Here is a 15,617-nt window from a genome sequence, read left to right as displayed (position 1 = left end):
ACTTCCCTATTGCATGTACTGCTCATTGCCGATCAGGCCGATTTTCGTCGCGCCCAGTCGTTGCGCGGACGCCATCACCGCCGCGACATCCTTGTACGGCACCAGCTTGTTAGGCCGCAGATGAATTTCCGCCTGCACCGGTTCGGCGGCCACCTGTGCGAGCTTGGATTCGAGCGTCGCACGATCCGGCACCGGTGCGCCGTTCCAGGTCGTGGTGCCGTCGAAGTCGATATCGATCTGCACCACTTCAGGCTGCGTGATCGGCGGCGGTGGATTGCCGATCGGCATGTTCATCTTGATGGCGTGCGTCTGGATCGGAATGGTGATGATCAGCATGATCAGCAACACCAGCATCACGTCGATCAGCGGCGTGGTGTTGATGTCGACCATCACGTCCGGTTCAGCGCTGCCACCGCCCGACGATACGTTCATACCCATGATCGCCTCCTCCTAGCCGCCGCGCGCAGGCGGCTCAGTAATAAACGAAACCTTGGCGATACCGGCGCGTTCGCACTCGGTAATGACCCGGCCGATGAACTCATAACGCGCGTTCTGATCGCCCCGAACGTGCACTTCCGGTTGCGGTGTCTGGACCGATACGGTCTTCAGGCGTGCCAGCAGCGTCGGTCCATCCACCTGCTTCTCGTTCCAGAAGAAATCGCCGTCGCGGTTCACCGCAATGACGATACTTTTGGGTGTGGTCTGCAGCGGCTGGATAGTCTCCTTCGGCAGCTGCACCGGGATCGTATGCGTCACCACCGGAATCGTGATCAGAAAGATGATCAGCAGGACCAGCATCACATCGACGAGCGGAGTGGTGTTGATACTGGAGATGACCTCGTCGTCATCATCTTGCCCAACGCTCATAGCCATGACGAACTCCGCTTATTGGGCCAGCGCTGCTTCGCGCGCCGTGGCGCGCGCCGAGCGCCGGCTACCGGCGATCAGGACAGTGTGCAGTTGTGCGCCGAACGCACGAATACGCTCCATCACCGACTTGTTGCGACGAACCAGGAAGTTGTAGCCGAGTACCGCCGGCACAGCCACGGCGAGACCAATCGCGGTCATGATCAGCGCTTCACCCACCGGGCCCGCGACCTTGTCGATCGAAGCCTGGCCGGCAATACCGATTGCTGTCAGCGCGTGATAAATCCCCCACACCGTACCGAACAGGCCGACGAACGGCGCCGTGGAGCCGACCGTACCGAGGAAAGCCAGGCCGTCCTGCAGACGATTCGATACGTTGGTGATGGCACGATCAACCGAGGCGTCGATCCACGTGTTGCGGTCGACAGCTTCGAGCAATGCTTCGTCGTGATGCTCGCCCGCCTCGATGGCTGTTTCCGCGATGAAGCGGAACGGCGAAGCTTCGTCGAGCAACTTCGCGCCTGCGACCAGCGACGGCGCGCTCCACAACTGCTCGTCGGCGCTCTTTGCCCGGCGGTTTGCACGGAACTGCTCAAAGAACTTGGTGATCATGATGTACCAGCTGCCCATTGACATCAGCACCAGCAGAATCAGCACGAAGCGTGCAACAAAGTCACCGTTCTTCCAGAGGGCGCCGAGGCCGTACGGGTTGTTGACGGTTTCGGACGTAGCCGGCTGGGGCGGCGGCACGGCTTCGTCTGCGGCCGGGCTGGCCGTTTGCGGTGCGGCGGTGGCGGGCGCCGTAGCCGACGCGGTGGCGTCGCTAGCTTGTGCGTGTGCCATATGCGGCGCCACAAAGGTATCCACCGTGGTTACGGCGAACAACAGGGTTGCCGCCAATGCGGCGAGAGTACGCTTTTTCATGCCTGCTCCATGTTCATTAGTACAACTTCTAAACTAAGTCTGATAAATCGCTACCGGTACCGGAGCGCCTGTGGGTTTCAGTTCAGGTTAAACGAGAACGGAACTTGCACACGGACAGCCTGGCCTTGGGAAACGCACGTGAACTGCTTGACCGCGTTGAAGGCTGCACGATCGAGTGAGGAATCTTCCGCCGACTTGGCAACGCGTTCATTCGTGATGTGGCCCTGCGGGTCGACTACGAATTCGATGAGCACATCGCCCGTCACATTGTTTTCCTGAGCTTCCTTCGGGTAGCGAATTGACGAACGGATCTGATCCGAGTTCGGACACACCACGCCAACTTCGGTGCTCACTGGCTTGGTCGGCGCGGGCGGCGCCGGTGGAGCGGGCGGTGCAACGGCCGGTGCCGACACGACCGGGGCGGCCTGGTGCGTGATGGTCGGCTGCGGCGGCGTTTGCACCTGCACTTCCGGCGGCGGCACGAACGGCGGCGGCGGCGGTGCGAACTTCGGCGGCGGCAATTGCACCGTGGGCAACGGCGGTGGAGGCGGCGGCTTCACCGGCTCGATGATTTTCGTTTCGATAGGATGCTGGATGACCTGCACGACCTTGGTGGCAAGGCCGTTGATGAGTGCATAGATCAACACGATGTGCAGAAGCAGAACAACTGCGATTCCGCCGAAGCGGCGTACTGGGTTTTGCTGCTTGCGCCCAAACTCACGCGGGCGTCCTGGCCTCTCCACACGGGCCGTTGCTGCCGGAAATTGCCCTTCGACTTTCGTACCCACCTTTACTCCTCCGGCGTGAACCGTCCATTTCTGTAACTGCAGTGCGCTTACATACGGCAACCAACGCTCACTTCGGACAACCGCTTCCTTCGCTCCGGCCCTTGATTTGCAGTCCGAATTTATGTTGCAGCGCGCAAACCTGACGCGATGACACGGATACAGTTGTGAGACGCCCCGGCGGTATCACACCCGCCGAACGTTCATCCAAGTAGATTTACGACAATTTAAATTCGACTCGCTTGTTTCTGTCTGACATTAACACTGGGAGACAAATTGAACGAAGCACGCTATGACGCCATAAACTCTACGGCTCCTTAACTCTTTGTGAGATTGTCACCGACGTTTCATGGGATGCGACGATAACAGGACAAAAAATGCACGGTCAAACTTTATTTGATGGCGGCATACTCAGTTTAGAGAGAACACTCTAACCAATGCCGGACTCGGGCCGGTTTAAAGGAATAAGCGGACGCTTGAACAGATACACGCGCGCATTTTGCAGCTCGTTAATTGGGATGCAGGCACTTTTGTGGCTTTCCATGGCGCGCCAGGAACGTCGACGCATGGCGCGTAGTGGATGGCGCAAAGCACCGCTGGGCGGGCATTCGCGACGCACGGGGCGCAGCGCGATCAGTCTGTCCTGAGTGATGATCGGGGGCCCGCCAGAGGCCAGCGGCGAAAGCGAGAAAATAAAAGAAGGAAGGCCGCCTTTGAAAATATTTTTAGCGGTATTTACGACACTCTAAATACCTATTCTCGCTAAATTACAAATTTATTCTAAATTATTACATATAGCCGACGATTGCCATAATGGTCTCCTTTAGTTTGCCGGGCGCTCAGTAATTAGCGCGGAGAGCTCACGCGGGTCGAGATATAAGATTATGTTATTGGGTATTCTAAATCCTTATTCATCGGGCAATTAACGCTGAACCTCAGTTGGCTCGGTAAATAGTGCTCGTAAAATTCGCATTCAGGCTATCGCATAAGATTATGTTATAGAGTATTCACGATACTTGTTTCATGCGTATTTAAAATCGAAGCCCTTTCAAATCGAGGAATTCTCTTGTGTAAAGAAAATCTCTCGGGGCTACCGGTTGTCACTTGGCCCGTCTGCGGGGTCGCCTGCGGGGTCGCCTGCGACGAGCATAAGTTGATCGGTGCGAGCACCGAGAACCTGATGTGGCTCATTTCACCGGTTGCGTTTGCAACAGGTGTGGCCGGCGAACGAAATATGGCGACGGTCTACGACCGGCTCGACATACCTATCATCCGTAATCTGACGGTCAGCGGCCAGTCGTTAAGATCACTAAGCGATTCGGTGGTGTAGTCTCGCCGCGCTGTGCGATCAAGACTAGTACAGTGATCGGTACATGTCTCATCCACAAAGAGGTAAACGCGAACAATCCGGCGACCGCCATTCGCAACCCGGACGGGACGATCGCCTACGTGAACACGACCTATGCGAACTCGGGCACGCTGGCGGCCGATGGTTTTTAAGTCGCTTGGCGCGAGCCGGTTGGCACGAGCGGGGGTGCGTTCACGCTGTGAGGCGACGTAGCGTTCGTGTGGCACTTCACGCTGGACGAGAACTGCACCGAGCAGGATTGTGCCGGCAACGATGGCGCTGTATTCCAGCCCCCTTCCGCGCAAGCTTGCCGAGGCGGAGGCGCCAACGTGAGCCTCGAGCCGAACGTGGCATCGAATGGCCAATTCAACCAGACCGTGCCATTTAAGTGCCATTTCAGAGGGCGACCCTGATCTCCGCTGTTATCCGCCACACCTAAGTCAGATTCGGACAAGCGCAACGAGGGAAGCCCCATGTAGTGCGACGCGGGCGTGAGGAAGTGTCGCCGATATGCATCAATGCGGTCTACAAAACATACCGGGGTACTAACTTCTGAATTAATTGCACTATTCTTATACGAACGATCCGGCCGCATCACGAGCCGGCATCGACACTTGCCCCGAGGGGTTAGGCATGAACCTGTTATCTTTTCGTACGCCTGTCCTTTACGCGGCTTGTCATCGTTGCGGCAACGCATTGACGCATGGCGAAGAAGAATGCCCGCATTGCGGCACGAATCAGTCCCGCGCATTGCGCGCACCGAACTCCGTCGACTTCAACAACAGCAACGTCATGATGATGCCGGGGCGCATGCTCGTGCCTTATCCGAGCGTGCCGGAGGAAGTCGACACGGCAATGAATATCGCGCGGGAACGCGCCCGCGTCGCCCGGCGCGTGGCGTTCGGCGTGGCGGGCGGCGGATTGCTCGCCGTCGCGCTGGCGCTGACTTATGCGCCCGGCCTGAGATCGCCTGCGGTTCAGCGGCTTGCTGCACTGCCAGAGCCTGCGAGAACACCCGCGTTCGTTCCCGTAGCGCCCGACAATGCCCCGAAAGCCGCTGCACCGGCAAGCACAACGACGGTCATTGCGGCAGCAAAGCCGGCGAACCCCGTCTCGGTGACTGCTGCCAAGACCCCTGCGGTGAACCTTGCTTCAATCCCTGCGGCGACCTATGCGGCGGCCCCTGCACCGACACAAACTCCAACGCCAGCGCCAATGCCAGCACCAACGCTCACGCCGGCATCGAATCCAGCGACCGAGATGATTGCGTCGTTCATGAAGAAGCTGACAACCTCCGCTGCTGCGCTTCGGGCCGAGATCTCCGTCGCGATGGGTCCGGCGACGGAACCCGTTACCACGACAACACCGAACGCACCGCCCCCGATAACCGCAACCACAGCAACGACAGCAACGACAACGGCAAACGAGACCAACGTGCCAAGCCCGGTGGTTGCGCCCGTATTGAAGAACCCGAGCAACGCGGCAGTTGTCACGCTCACGCCGAATGACTCAGCGCCCGCGGCACCCGTCACGCTCGCGCAAAACACCGCTGCACCGCCAGTGACGGTCATCAACACTCCGGCCCCGCTCGCCGCCCTACCGCCCGCGCCCAGCCCTAGCGCCGTCGCCGATGTCCCCATCGCCAGCCACGCGCCTCAGCCGTCCACGCCAGTGGAACAGGAACTGCCGAAGCTGTCGTTGCCGCCGGTGTCGCCGGTCATCGCCACTGAGCGCCCGCCGTTGGGCAGCCCGGGCGAAAGCCTCTACTTCGCCCGCCTCGCGCTGGTCACCAACGACCTGAGCGCGGCTCAAAAGAACCTCGCCAACGTGCCGGCGAATCAACTCAACAGCCCCGACGTCCAGCGGGTCCGCGACGACCTTGCCCAACGTGAAGCCGCACGCGACACCGCAATGCAACACGCCCGCGCATGCGACCTGTCGGCTTCATGGCGATGCGCACGGCGTTATGCAAAGGACGCGCTTGCTATCGACTCGAGCTACACCGACTCGCGCGTCTTCCTCAAGCATGTGGCCATCAAGATTGCCGAAGCGAAGAAAGCCGCCGACGCCGCCGCAGTTCAGACCGCCATCATCATGCAACGCGGTCCGATGCATCCAGCGCCGATCCGCGAGGCCGTCGCCAGCCCGCGTATAGCCCCGATCGCGAGCACGGGTAACGCACCAGCCACCACCAGCGGCGGTGTGCCGCACTTGTTCGCGAACCCGGTCGTGCGTACGCCGCGCGAAACTCACCTGTCACATGAGGCACAAGCGCGCGAGATACATGCACAGCAGGAAGCGCGCGAGCCTGTCGTAGCATTCCAACCCATGCAGAATGCCAACGCAGAGTCGTCAGATTCGAAGGCTCCAGACAACGGCGCGCCCATTCGCCCTGCCGGTCGCGGCGAAGCGCATTGAGGTACATCGAGGCTTGACCGGAGACGCTTTGCGCGTCAACGCCTCGCTGCAAAACACGCCCGCCTACCCCGCTGGAATGGTCACGATCGGCGTCTTCACGTCCTGATTGGTTTCCGCCAGCGCCATCAACATCTGCACGACCGTGAACGCATACTTCGAGTCGAAGTCGCGCCGGTCGATCCAGTATTGCGACGGCCCGTACTGGATGGCGACATACGCATCTTCCGGCGCCTTCTTGCCCACATTGACAACAATCGTGGGCCGCGTTTCCACGCCGATCAATCCGATAGTCGGCTTGGTCGATCCATGGGTCACCAGCTCATCGGGTACCCTGACCTGCGCACCCAGGTCCGTGAGAATTCCGAGCACGGAACGCGTGACCATGGGAATCCGCTCGCCACGCTGGGCCGATTGTCCATAAACGACCTCGTACGTTTTTGTCTTCGGCGAAAGCTTGAGCAGCCTGCGGACCAGCGCAAGATCGGCTGTCGTCTGTCCGTTCTCGCCGCTCGTGGTCGCGCCAAGCGTGAAGTAGACACGCCCGCCATGATCTTCGTCGCGCGACTCCACGTTAAGTTGCCCGGCTAGTTGAAGGCGTCGCAATGCCTGGATCAGTTCGAAGAATTCGATACTGCCGTTCCCATTCGGACCACCCAGCGCGTTCGCGTTCTGCAAGCCCCCTATCGACTGAGCCGTGATGCGCAACAGCAAGTCGATGGGGATCGCGCTCTCGGCGAGCGGCAACACGAGCGCCGGTGCAAGCGGGCGAATGTAAGCCGTCGCGAATGCCTGACCCGTGGTGGGCGTGAACGTGAACGTGGGATGGTTGGAGTATGAAACGCTGCCGTTGGCGGCGGCAAAATTCTGCGTGGTATCGCCGGCGCTAAGGGTGGAACCGGCCGTGGCATCGAAGGTATAAGCGGCAATGATCTGGCTCACACTCAGGAATGCGGGCGAGTCCGCGAACCGGATGCCCACCATGGCCGCAAGTATTTCGCGCTTCTTGGCTTCGCCCAGCGCTCTAGCATAATCAACTTGATCGGCCTTGAGCCGGTTTGGGCCGATAGCCGTGCAGCCACTGGCGGCAACGCAAACACACAATACAGCGGACAGCAGGACTTTTCTTCTCATTCACGAACGACCCTTGGTTAGTACGGGCAGCAGAGTGCTGCCCAACCGAACGCCGGCCGCAAATTCCGTTCCCGTGTGACCTGCTTTCTGGCCAGGAAATGCTAAGCAGGGAGATCAAGCGTCGATGAGTCGATCAGTTGCTCGGGCTCGCGGGCGTCCTCACGTTGGTAGAGCCGGTTGCGCCCGAGCCGTATGTCGCTTTCTCGGCTTTCTGGATATCGTTCGGATAGTTCGATTCGTTAGCCGCCGGTCGATAACCATGGCTCTCCAGGTTTTTCAGGTCCGCCTTTTCTGACGCTCGCGTAGCCGGTGCCCCGCCTGGTTGCGCAGTGGCCCCGGTGGCCGCGGTCTGCGCAAAAGCTGCGCTTGTGAAAGCGATAGAAATTGTCGCGGATGCAAAGGCCAGACGCGCAAAGTGAAATTTCGACATGGTTGTCTCCTGAACTGTCGTTACTCACACAGCATCGGGCATGCCTGGAACAAAGACGGCATAGAGCGCTCTCCCGTCGAAGTCATTGCCCGTTCACCTTGCTCTGCGCGCGGCGCAAATTATCCGGGTAGTCTCTACGATTACGCCGGGACTGCTACCCATTTAATCGCGCCGCTGCGCGTTCAACGATTGCAGTGCGCTGAGCCCGCCCTGCTTCGCCGCGACTCCACACCAGATCCACTACCGCCTTCGGCGCCGTGTCGGGCGTACCTGAATTAAAAGGCGGAGCAGGCGCATATTCCAGTTGAAGCTGAATTGCCTGCGCCTCGGTTTCGCCAATCAAGCCGATGAGAAGCGTCAGCGCAAAATCGATGCCCGCCGTTACGCCGCCGCCCGTCATCAGATTGCCATCCTGAACAACGCGCTCTTTTACGTGAATGGCGCCGAAGCTTTCCAGGAAATGATGAGCGGCCCAATGCGTGGTCGCGCGCCGTCCGCGCAGCAAACCAGCCGCGCCCAGGACCAGCGCACCCGTACACACCGACGTGACGAAGCGAGCCTGCGCCGCCTGTCGCCTGATGAAATCGAGCGTAATGTCGTCCTCCATCAACTCGCCGACACCCACTCCGCCCGGCACGCACAAGACATCGAGCGCAGGGCAGTCGGCGTACGTAATAGTGGGCGTCAGCACAAGACCACTGCTCGCATTGATCGGATCAAGCGTTTTTCCAATCAGGTGGACCGTCGCGCCCGGCACCGATGCGAACACGTCATGCGGGCCGGTCAGGTCGAGTTGCTGAACGCGGGGGAAAACGAGGAAACCGATATGCAACGTCATGGCGATGAACCTTTAAAAGGAAGTAGACGCACTTACAATACCTCGCTACGATTTGGCGAAATTGTCAATCAACCCTCGTTTCACGCCAACGCGGTCCAGACCGACTCCAGACCATGAGCAACGCTGCGCGCCGTATCGACATCCTCGCGTTTGCAGACGTCCAGTTGCTTGACGTCGCCGGACCGCTCCAGGCCTTCGCCTCCGCCAACGAACTCTCGCTGGCGCGCGGAAAGGCCGCACCCTACATAGCGCGTGTTGTCGCCGCAGCCGCAGGGGAGATTCAAAGCACCGCCGGTCTCGGCCTGTTCGCCCAGCCCTTGCCCGCCGCTCAACAAACCACAGACACGCTGATCGTCGCGGGCGGACGCGGCGTGCATGCGGCATCGAAAGATCCGGCACAGGTGGCCTGGGTCAAGGAGCGCGCGGCACAGTGCCGGCGGGTGGCGTCGGTATGCACGGGCGCGTTTTTGCTGGCGGCTGCCGGCTTGCTCGACGAGCGTCGCGCGGTTACGCACTGGGCACATTGCGAGCATCTCGGGCAGCGTTATCCCGCGGTCCGCGTGGACCCCGTGCCCATTTTCATTCGCGACGGTGCGCTCTGGACATCGGCGGGCGTGACAGCCGGCATCGATCTCGCGCTGGCCTTGATCGAGGACGATCTCGGCAGCACGCTCGCGCTGGATGTCGCACGCGAACTGGTGGTGTTCCTCAAGCGGCCGGGCGGCCAGGCGCAGTTCAGCGCGACGCTCTCGTTGCAAAAAACCGGCGAGCGCTTCGGCGACCTGCACGCGTGGATTGCCGAAAACATGGCAGCCGACCTGTCGATCGCGACGCTGGCCGAACACACGGGCATGAGCGAACGCAGCTTCGTGCGCCACTATCGGGCGCAAACGGGGATTACGCCGGCACGCGCCATCGATCAATTACGCCTGGAAGCTGCACGTCGCCTGCTTGGCGATACCTCATTTCCGGTCAAGCGCGTGGCCGCCCGCTGCGGGTTTGGATCGGAGGAAACCATGCGGCGCAGCTTCCTGCGTTCAATGGGAGTCACACCGCAGGCTTACCGTGAACGCTTCTCCGCAGGCGGCGACGGCGGGGCACATGAGTCAGGCCTCACGACGCTCACGCAGAACTAGCGTCTACGGCAACGCAGCAACGCCGTTCAGCACGGCCGTTCGAGCCTTTGCGGATGCGAAAGATTAATTGTTTCGCGATAATGCTGCATTGCGCTTCGCTCACAACCCACACCTTTTCTTCAATGTCCATTATCGATGTCCCCAACGACCCGCTGACACGCGTGATCGCGCCCTATGGCGCGGGTCCCGCCGAACTCGCTCTCGCCATCGGGGGCCTGGCTATCGGCACGGGTGAGTTTGCGTCCATGACCATCCTGCCGGTTATCGCGAACGGCCTTGGTACGTCGCTGCCCATCACGGGCCACATCATCAGCGCGTATGCGTTGGGCGTCGTGATCGGCGCGCCGCTCATCACCATTTTCTTCGCGAAGATCCCGCGCCGCGCGATGTTGATCGGCCTGATGCTGATGTTTGCGTTCGGCAATCTGCTCAGCGCGCTTGCGCCGAATTACTCCCTGCTGCTGATCGCGCGCTTTATTTCGGGCGTGCCCCATGGCGCGTATTTCGGCGTAGCGGCGTTGACGGCGGCCTCGCTCGTACCGCCCGAGCGGCGCGCGCGGGCAGTCGGACGCGTGATGCTGGGCCTGACGATCGCCAATATTTTCGGCGTGCCGCTGGCGACCTGGCTCGGTCAATGGCTCGGCTGGCGCGCGGACTTTTTGCTTGTCGGCACGCTCGGCATTCTTACGATGATTGGCGTACGCATCTTTCTCCCGCCCATTCACGCGGGCGGCGCTACGCCGCGCCGCGAGCTCGGCGTGTTCAGGCGCCTGCAGGTCTGGCTGACTCTTTCGGTGATCGCGGTCGGCTTCGGCGGACTGTTTGCGGTGTACACCTACATTACGCCTACGTTGCTGAACGTGACCCACGTGTCGCCCTGGCGAGTGCCGCTGTTGCTCGGGGCGCTGGGGGTCGGCATGACCGCGGGCAGCCTGATTGGCGGCGTACTGGCCGACAAGTCGCGGCTCTGGACTATCTTCGGCATGCTGATCTGGAATGCCGCCGCACTGGCCGCTTTCGCGTATTCTTCGGCCAACGAATGGACGGCCACGCTCAACCTGTTCGCGATGGGACTCGGCATAGCCGTGGTCCCGGCCGTGCAGACGCGCCTGATGGACGTGGCGGGCGACGCCCAGACCGTCGCGGCCGCGCTCAATCATTCAGCCTTCAACATTGCGAATGCGTTGGGTGCGTGGGCGGGCGGCGTAGTGGTCGCGATGGGTTTCGGACTCGAGGCCACGGGCTGGACCGGTGCGCTGCTCGCCTGCGGCGGGATCGTGCTGCTGGGTGTTTCCGTAGCGGTGGAGCGGCGCTCATTGACATCCGGTGCCGTGGCAGTGTGCGGTTCGTCGGGCGCGTGACGCGTATGCTGCCCCGTACGCTGATCCTTACGAAAACCCTCAAGCCCCAAGCCGCACTGCCGTTATAGTAATCAGGTGCGTGCGCGCACAAACGAAGGAGCGGGCTTGTTCAATCCCTCCAGTGTCCGGATGAAGAGTAGAAAAATCGACATCGAACGAGATTGAATCAGGAGCCGGGGCAGCCTTCGGCTCGGAGCGCCGATGAACGTCTTTCCCGCGAACCCTGCCACGCCGATGGCTGACGACAGCAGCGACAACTCCGCTGCGGACGCCGCTCGCGCGATCATTGAGCCGGCGCGGTGGGCCCAAGCGGTCAGTTCAATCGACGTGCTGTTGCGCAGTGCCTGCACTCAAGTCGATACCACTGCGTGGGCGTGGTATCAGGTTGGCGAAGACCTTCATCTCGCGGGTCAGGGCGATGCCGCGCAAGAGTGGCCCAGATTTCTCTGCGCCGACACCTTCCACGCCTTTTGCACGGAACGGCGTCTGTGCCTCTGGCCAACGGGCAGCGGCGAAAGCATACTCGGCTGGATTCTCGCGCCCGCCAGCCACGCCAGAAACGTTACGCTTGCCAACCTTGCCCGCAGTCTGGGCGAAGCCCTGCAGACCGACGCGCTGGCGCGCGCGCAAAACACCCAGCGCGTACTCTACGAAATCGCTTATCTCGCGAGCTCCGTGCGCGAACGATCGGCGTTCCTCCTCGGTGTGCACCAGCAACTCGCCACGCTGATCGACGCGGAAAATTTCTATCTCGCGCTTTACGACTCGCCGAGCGGCGGGATCACCTACCCGTATTACGTCGATGTGATCGATACCTCCGCGCTCGATTGCGCGACCTACGACACCCTGGATCCATCACGCCTGTCGCTCACTGGCCAAGTGCTGACCTCAGGCCAGCCGCTTCTGATCGACTCCGCCGGCATCCTCGCCGCCGAGCAGGAAGGCCGCTTCTTTTGCGTGGGAGACCGCCCCGAATTCTGGATGGGCGCGCCGCTCAAGAACGCTTCCGACGAAGTCTTCGGCATGATCGCCATGCAGGTGTACGACGTCTCGCGAATCTACAGCGTGGAGGATCGCGCGCTTTTCCTGGTCGTCGCCCGGCACGTGGCGATGGCGCTCGACCGGATCCTGCATCGTGACGATCTGGAAGAAACGGTATCGCGCCGGACTGCTGAGTTATCCGAATTAAACCGTGCGTTGAGGCAGGAGATCGCGGAGCGCAAACGGGCCGAACATCTGCAGGGGGCGTTGTTCCAGATCGCCGAATTGTCGAGCCGGCACGGCGACATGATGGAGTTTTTCCGGAGTCTGCACGGGATTGTCGGAGAATTGCTGTATGCGCAGAACTTCTACATCGCGCTGGTCGACAGGTCGACTGCGACCGTGTCGTTCCCCTATTACGTCGACGAACTGCTGAACGACCATCCCACGCCACGACGTAACCGGCGCGGTTTGACCGAGTATGTGATCAGGCAACGCCGCCCCTGCCTGATCGACCTCGCTGAAGCCACGCGTCTCGTGGACAGCGGTGAAATAGAACACTCGGGCGAGAGCATCAAGCTGCGTTCGTGGCTGGGCATTCCGCTGTTCGACGGCGACGTCGTGCGCGGCGTGCTCGCCGTGCAAAGCTATTCCACGCGCGTGCGTTACTCGCTGCGCGACCAGGAACTGCTGACGTTCGTCTCGCGCCATATCGATACCGCCCTCTCGCGCCGCAGCGCCGCCGAAGCACTGCATGCGGCCAACCATGAGCTCGAGGAGCGCGTGCAGAACCGCACGCGCGAGCTCGATCTCGCCAACGCCCGGCTGCAGCACGAAAACTCGCACGACGCGCTGACCGGACTGCCGAACCGCAGCCACTTGCTGCAGCGGCTGGGGGAGGCGTGGCGGGATCATCGTGGCGAAGGCGAGCAACTGGCCGTGATGTTTATCGACCTCGACCGCTTCAAGGTGGTGAACGACAGTCTCGGTCATCATTTCGGCGACCTGCTGCTGGTGCAGGCAGCGGCCCGCCTGCGTAGCTGCCTGCGCGACGACGATCTGCTCGCGCGCCTCGGCGGCGACGAGTTCGCGGTGCTGTCGCCGGGTGCGCCGCTGGATACTGCCGTGGCGATCGCTGAACGGATCCTGGCGGCGTTCGACTTGCCGTTTCATATAGACGACCACGTGGTGTTCTCGTCGTGCAGCATTGGTATTGTCAGTCCCGACAGCCAGTTTCACAGCGAGCCGGCCGATCTGCTTCGCGATGCCGATACCGCCATGTATCGCGTGAAGAACGGCGGCCGCGACAGTTTTGTCGTGTTCAACCATGCGCTGCGCCGCGAGGTGTCCGATCAGGTCGAACGCGAAGGGGCGTTGCGCAATGCGCTCAAGCGCGACGACGAGTTGGTGCCGTATTTCCAGCCTATTGTTTGCGTGAACAGCGGCCAGCTCGTGGCGCTGGAAGCGTTGATCCGATGGCATCAACCCGACGGACGCGTCATCACGCCGGGCGAATTCCTGCCGGCGGTGGAAGGCTTGCGCCTGATCGGGCGGCTCGATCTCTACATGCTCACACGTGTCGCGGTGATCCTGGCGCAGCCGCAACACGCCGACTGGCCGCCGGTGCATGTGAACTGCTCGAGCTACAGCATGACGCGCCCGGAATTCGCTGACGACGTCCTCGCCCTGCTCGCGCGCCACGGCGTTGCGCCGTCGCGGATCTGCCTCGAACTGACAGAAGGTGCGCTGGTTGCCGAGCCCGATCTGGCCAGGCGTTCAATGCAACGTCTCGCCGATCACGGCATGTCAGTGGTGCTCGATGACTTCGGCGCTGGATTTTCGTCGCTGAGTTACGTGCATCAGTACCGCTTCAGCGGCCTGAAAATCGACCGGTCGTTTATCTTCGAGCTGACTACCAGCCCGCGCAGCCGCGCAATCGTACGGGCAATCGTGCGAATGGCGGAGTCGCTCGACTTGGCGGTCGTAGCGGAAGGCGTGGAAGACGCAGCCACGCTCACGGTGCTGCGCGAGATGGGTGCTGCGCAGGCACAGGGGTATTACTTCGCCAAGCCCATGCCACTGGATGAGCTCTTGCTGACCACACTCGCGCCGCGCCTTCAGGTGCTGACTCAAGAACCTTGAGGGGTCGGTCGCTGAGTATGCTGGGTGGCGCTAAGTGGCGCTAAGTGGCGAGCTCACCACGCGCCTTCGTGACTTCGCCTATCCTGTGAGCTGATCCGTCACGGCGAGGCTGCCCATGCGCCCCACTTCCGCCGACGCCCGCCGTCGACGCCTCCTCCTTGCCGCCGGCAGCGCGCTGCTGCCTTTATGCGTGCCTGCGGGTATCGCGCAAACGCCGCCCGCCGGCGGCGTGCAGCTTGCGCGCATGAACACGCGCCCTATTCCGTCCACGGGTGAAGCGCTGCCGGTGGTCGGTTGCGGCACCTGGCGCACCTTCGATGTCGGCGACAACCGCCAAGCGCAAGCCGCGCTCGCCGAGGTGCTGCGCATCCTGTTCGACAACGGCGGTTCGGTCATCGATTCATCGCCAATGTACGGGTCGTCGGAGGCGGTTGCCGGGACGGTGCTGACGGGCATCGGCGGGCATGGCCGCGCGTTTGTCGCGACCAAGGTATGGACCGAAGGCCGTGAAGCGGGCATCGCACAAATGGAAGAGTCAATGCAGCGTCTCCAGCAACCACGCATCGACCTGATGCAGGTTCACAATCTGCTCGACTGGCGTACGCAACTCGCCACGCTGCGTGAATGGAAAGCGCGGGGCCGGATTCGCTATCTCGGCATCACGCATTACACGTCGGGCGCGTTTGCCGACGTGGAAGCCGTGATGCGCTCGGAAACACTCGACTTTGTCCAGATCAATTACGCTGCGGACGACCGCACCGCCGAAGAACGCTTGTTGCCGCTCGCGAGGGAACGCGGGATTGGCGTGATCGTGAACCAGCCATTCGGCGGCGGTGGTTTGCTCGGCAAACTGAAGGGACAACCGGTGCCGGAGTGGAGCAACGAAATTGGATGCACGACCTGGGCGCAACTGCTGCTCAAGTTCGTGCTCGCACATCCGGCGGTGACCTGCGTGATTCCCGGCACGGGACGGCCTGAGTACATGCGGGACAATGTGCGCGCCGGATTCGGTAGTTATCCGGATCAATCGATGAGACGGCGCATTGCGGCGGCGGTCGGTTAAGGTTCGCTCGCGCCGGTGGACTGGGTTGGGCGGGGTTGGGGCGGGGTTGGGTCGGGGTTGGTGCCGGGGTGCCAGGATCCTGCGTCAGCGGTCGGAGTCATTGCCGGGTTGCTGCTTTCGGCGTTAGTGGTCTGCGCGAGTCGGATATTCTCTTTAGCACTATTAGCCACTGTGCGTGGCGGCACGTCATTTC

The 15,617-nt window shown here is 61.5% G+C and carries 14 protein-coding genes; 7 read left to right on the top strand and 7 right to left on the bottom strand.

From position 1 onward, the window contains the following. Positions 1-6 precede the first annotated feature (6 nt). From BSU04_RS31375 to BSU04_RS31360, 4 genes are all read right to left on the bottom strand, one after another. Positions 7-438, bottom strand: a complete 432-nt coding sequence (locus BSU04_RS31375) for an ExbD/TolR family protein (RefSeq protein ID WP_089164176.1) — start codon at positions 436-438, stop codon at positions 7-9. A 12-nt stretch (positions 439-450) separates the two neighbouring features. Beyond that, positions 451-873, bottom strand: a complete 423-nt coding sequence (locus BSU04_RS31370) for an ExbD/TolR family protein (protein ID WP_089164175.1) — start codon at positions 871-873, stop codon at positions 451-453. A 12-nt stretch (positions 874-885) separates the two neighbouring features. Next, complete coding sequence (locus tag BSU04_RS31365) at positions 886-1,791, bottom strand: MotA/TolQ/ExbB proton channel family protein (RefSeq protein ID WP_089164174.1); 906 nt, start codon at positions 1,789-1,791, stop codon at positions 886-888. Positions 1,792-1,868: 77 nt separating this feature from the next. Then, complete coding sequence (locus BSU04_RS31360; RefSeq protein WP_089164173.1) at positions 1,869-2,579, bottom strand: energy transducer TonB; 711 nt, start codon at positions 2,577-2,579, stop codon at positions 1,869-1,871. Between the two features lie 1,063 nt (positions 2,580-3,642). On the opposite strand from BSU04_RS31360, the gene BSU04_RS45855 reads away from it, so the two are divergent. The 3 genes from BSU04_RS45855 to BSU04_RS31355 all read left to right on the top strand — a co-directional run bounded on the left by BSU04_RS45855 (position 3,643) and on the right by BSU04_RS31355 (position 6,342). Then, complete coding sequence (locus tag BSU04_RS45855; protein WP_144021412.1) at positions 3,643-3,906, top strand: hypothetical protein; 264 nt, start codon at positions 3,643-3,645, stop codon at positions 3,904-3,906. A gap of 32 nt (positions 3,907-3,938) precedes the next feature. After that, entirely contained in the window at positions 3,939-4,076 is a 138-nt protein-coding gene (locus BSU04_RS46755) for a hypothetical protein (RefSeq protein ID WP_179258505.1), read from the top strand. 481 nt (positions 4,077-4,557) lie between these two features. Further along, positions 4,558-6,342 (top strand): hypothetical protein, encoded by a 1,785-nt coding sequence (locus BSU04_RS31355; protein WP_089164172.1) that lies wholly within the window; start codon positions 4,558-4,560, stop codon positions 6,340-6,342. 63 nt (positions 6,343-6,405) lie between these two features. Here BSU04_RS31355 and BSU04_RS31350 read toward each other — a convergent pair whose 3' ends face one another. The 3 genes from BSU04_RS31350 to BSU04_RS31340 all read right to left on the bottom strand — a co-directional run bounded on the left by BSU04_RS31350 (position 6,406) and on the right by BSU04_RS31340 (position 8,741). Further along, positions 6,406-7,473, bottom strand: a complete 1,068-nt coding sequence (locus BSU04_RS31350) for a hypothetical protein (protein WP_089164171.1) — start codon at positions 7,471-7,473, stop codon at positions 6,406-6,408. Positions 7,474-7,606: 133 nt separating this feature from the next. Further along, a complete protein-coding gene (locus BSU04_RS31345) occupies positions 7,607-7,903 on the bottom strand; it encodes a DUF4148 domain-containing protein (RefSeq protein WP_089164170.1) in 297 nt (98 codons plus the stop codon). A 154-nt stretch (positions 7,904-8,057) separates the two neighbouring features. Next, positions 8,058-8,741: a DJ-1/PfpI family protein gene (locus BSU04_RS31340; RefSeq protein WP_089164169.1), complete on the bottom strand. Its 684-nt coding sequence runs from the start codon at positions 8,739-8,741 to the stop codon at positions 8,058-8,060. Positions 8,742-8,854: 113 nt separating this feature from the next. On the opposite strand from BSU04_RS31340, the gene BSU04_RS31335 reads away from it, so the two are divergent. The 4 genes from BSU04_RS31335 to BSU04_RS31320 all read left to right on the top strand — a co-directional run bounded on the left by BSU04_RS31335 (position 8,855) and on the right by BSU04_RS31320 (position 15,424). Continuing rightward, a complete protein-coding gene (locus BSU04_RS31335; protein WP_089164168.1) occupies positions 8,855-9,877 on the top strand; it encodes a GlxA family transcriptional regulator in 1,023 nt (340 codons plus the stop codon). Between the two features lie 122 nt (positions 9,878-9,999). Beyond that, entirely contained in the window at positions 10,000-11,238 is a 1,239-nt protein-coding gene (locus BSU04_RS31330; RefSeq protein WP_089164167.1) for an MFS transporter, read from the top strand. Positions 11,239-11,439: 201 nt separating this feature from the next. After that, the gene (locus BSU04_RS31325) at positions 11,440-14,361 is read left to right on the top strand and encodes a bifunctional diguanylate cyclase/phosphodiesterase (protein WP_089164166.1); all 2,922 of its coding nucleotides are present in this window, start codon (positions 11,440-11,442) and stop codon (positions 14,359-14,361) included. A 115-nt stretch (positions 14,362-14,476) separates the two neighbouring features. Further along, on the top strand, positions 14,477-15,424 hold the full coding sequence (locus BSU04_RS31320; RefSeq protein ID WP_179258504.1) for an aldo/keto reductase: 948 nt from the start codon (positions 14,477-14,479) through the stop codon (positions 15,422-15,424). The last annotated feature ends 193 nt before the right edge of the window (positions 15,425-15,617 follow it).

Origin of the sequence: Caballeronia sordidicola, from assembly GCF_002220365.1 — a bacterium.
GTDB classification, from domain to species: Bacteria; Pseudomonadota; Gammaproteobacteria; order Burkholderiales; family Burkholderiaceae; genus Caballeronia; species Caballeronia sordidicola_C.
This window is presented reverse-complemented; position numbering and strand designations above follow the sequence as displayed.

Excerpts from the sequence above, each read along its gene's own strand:
- BSU04_RS31365 (WP_089164174.1), bottom strand. The coding sequence starts at position 1,791 with ATGAAAAAGCGTACTCTCGCCGCATTGGCGGCAACCCTGTTGTTCGCC.
- BSU04_RS31325 (WP_089164166.1), top strand. The coding sequence starts at position 11,440 with ATGAACGTCTTTCCCGCGAACCCTGCCACGCCGATGGCTGACGACAGC.
- BSU04_RS31350 (WP_089164171.1), bottom strand. The coding sequence starts at position 7,473 with ATGAGAAGAAAAGTCCTGCTGTCCGCTGTATTGTGTGTTTGCGTTGCC.
- BSU04_RS31335 (WP_089164168.1), top strand. The coding sequence starts at position 8,855 with ATGAGCAACGCTGCGCGCCGTATCGACATCCTCGCGTTTGCAGACGTC.
- BSU04_RS31320 (WP_179258504.1), top strand. The coding sequence starts at position 14,477 with ATGCGCCCCACTTCCGCCGACGCCCGCCGTCGACGCCTCCTCCTTGCC.
- BSU04_RS31370 (WP_089164175.1), bottom strand. The coding sequence starts at position 873 with ATGGCTATGAGCGTTGGGCAAGATGATGACGACGAGGTCATCTCCAGT.
- BSU04_RS31345 (WP_089164170.1), bottom strand. The coding sequence starts at position 7,903 with ATGTCGAAATTTCACTTTGCGCGTCTGGCCTTTGCATCCGCGACAATT.
- BSU04_RS31375 (WP_089164176.1), bottom strand. The coding sequence starts at position 438 with ATGGGTATGAACGTATCGTCGGGCGGTGGCAGCGCTGAACCGGACGTG.
- BSU04_RS31330 (WP_089164167.1), top strand. The coding sequence starts at position 10,000 with ATGTCCATTATCGATGTCCCCAACGACCCGCTGACACGCGTGATCGCG.
- BSU04_RS31340 (WP_089164169.1), bottom strand. The coding sequence starts at position 8,741 with ATGACGTTGCATATCGGTTTCCTCGTTTTCCCCCGCGTTCAGCAACTC.
- BSU04_RS31355 (WP_089164172.1), top strand. The coding sequence starts at position 4,558 with ATGAACCTGTTATCTTTTCGTACGCCTGTCCTTTACGCGGCTTGTCAT.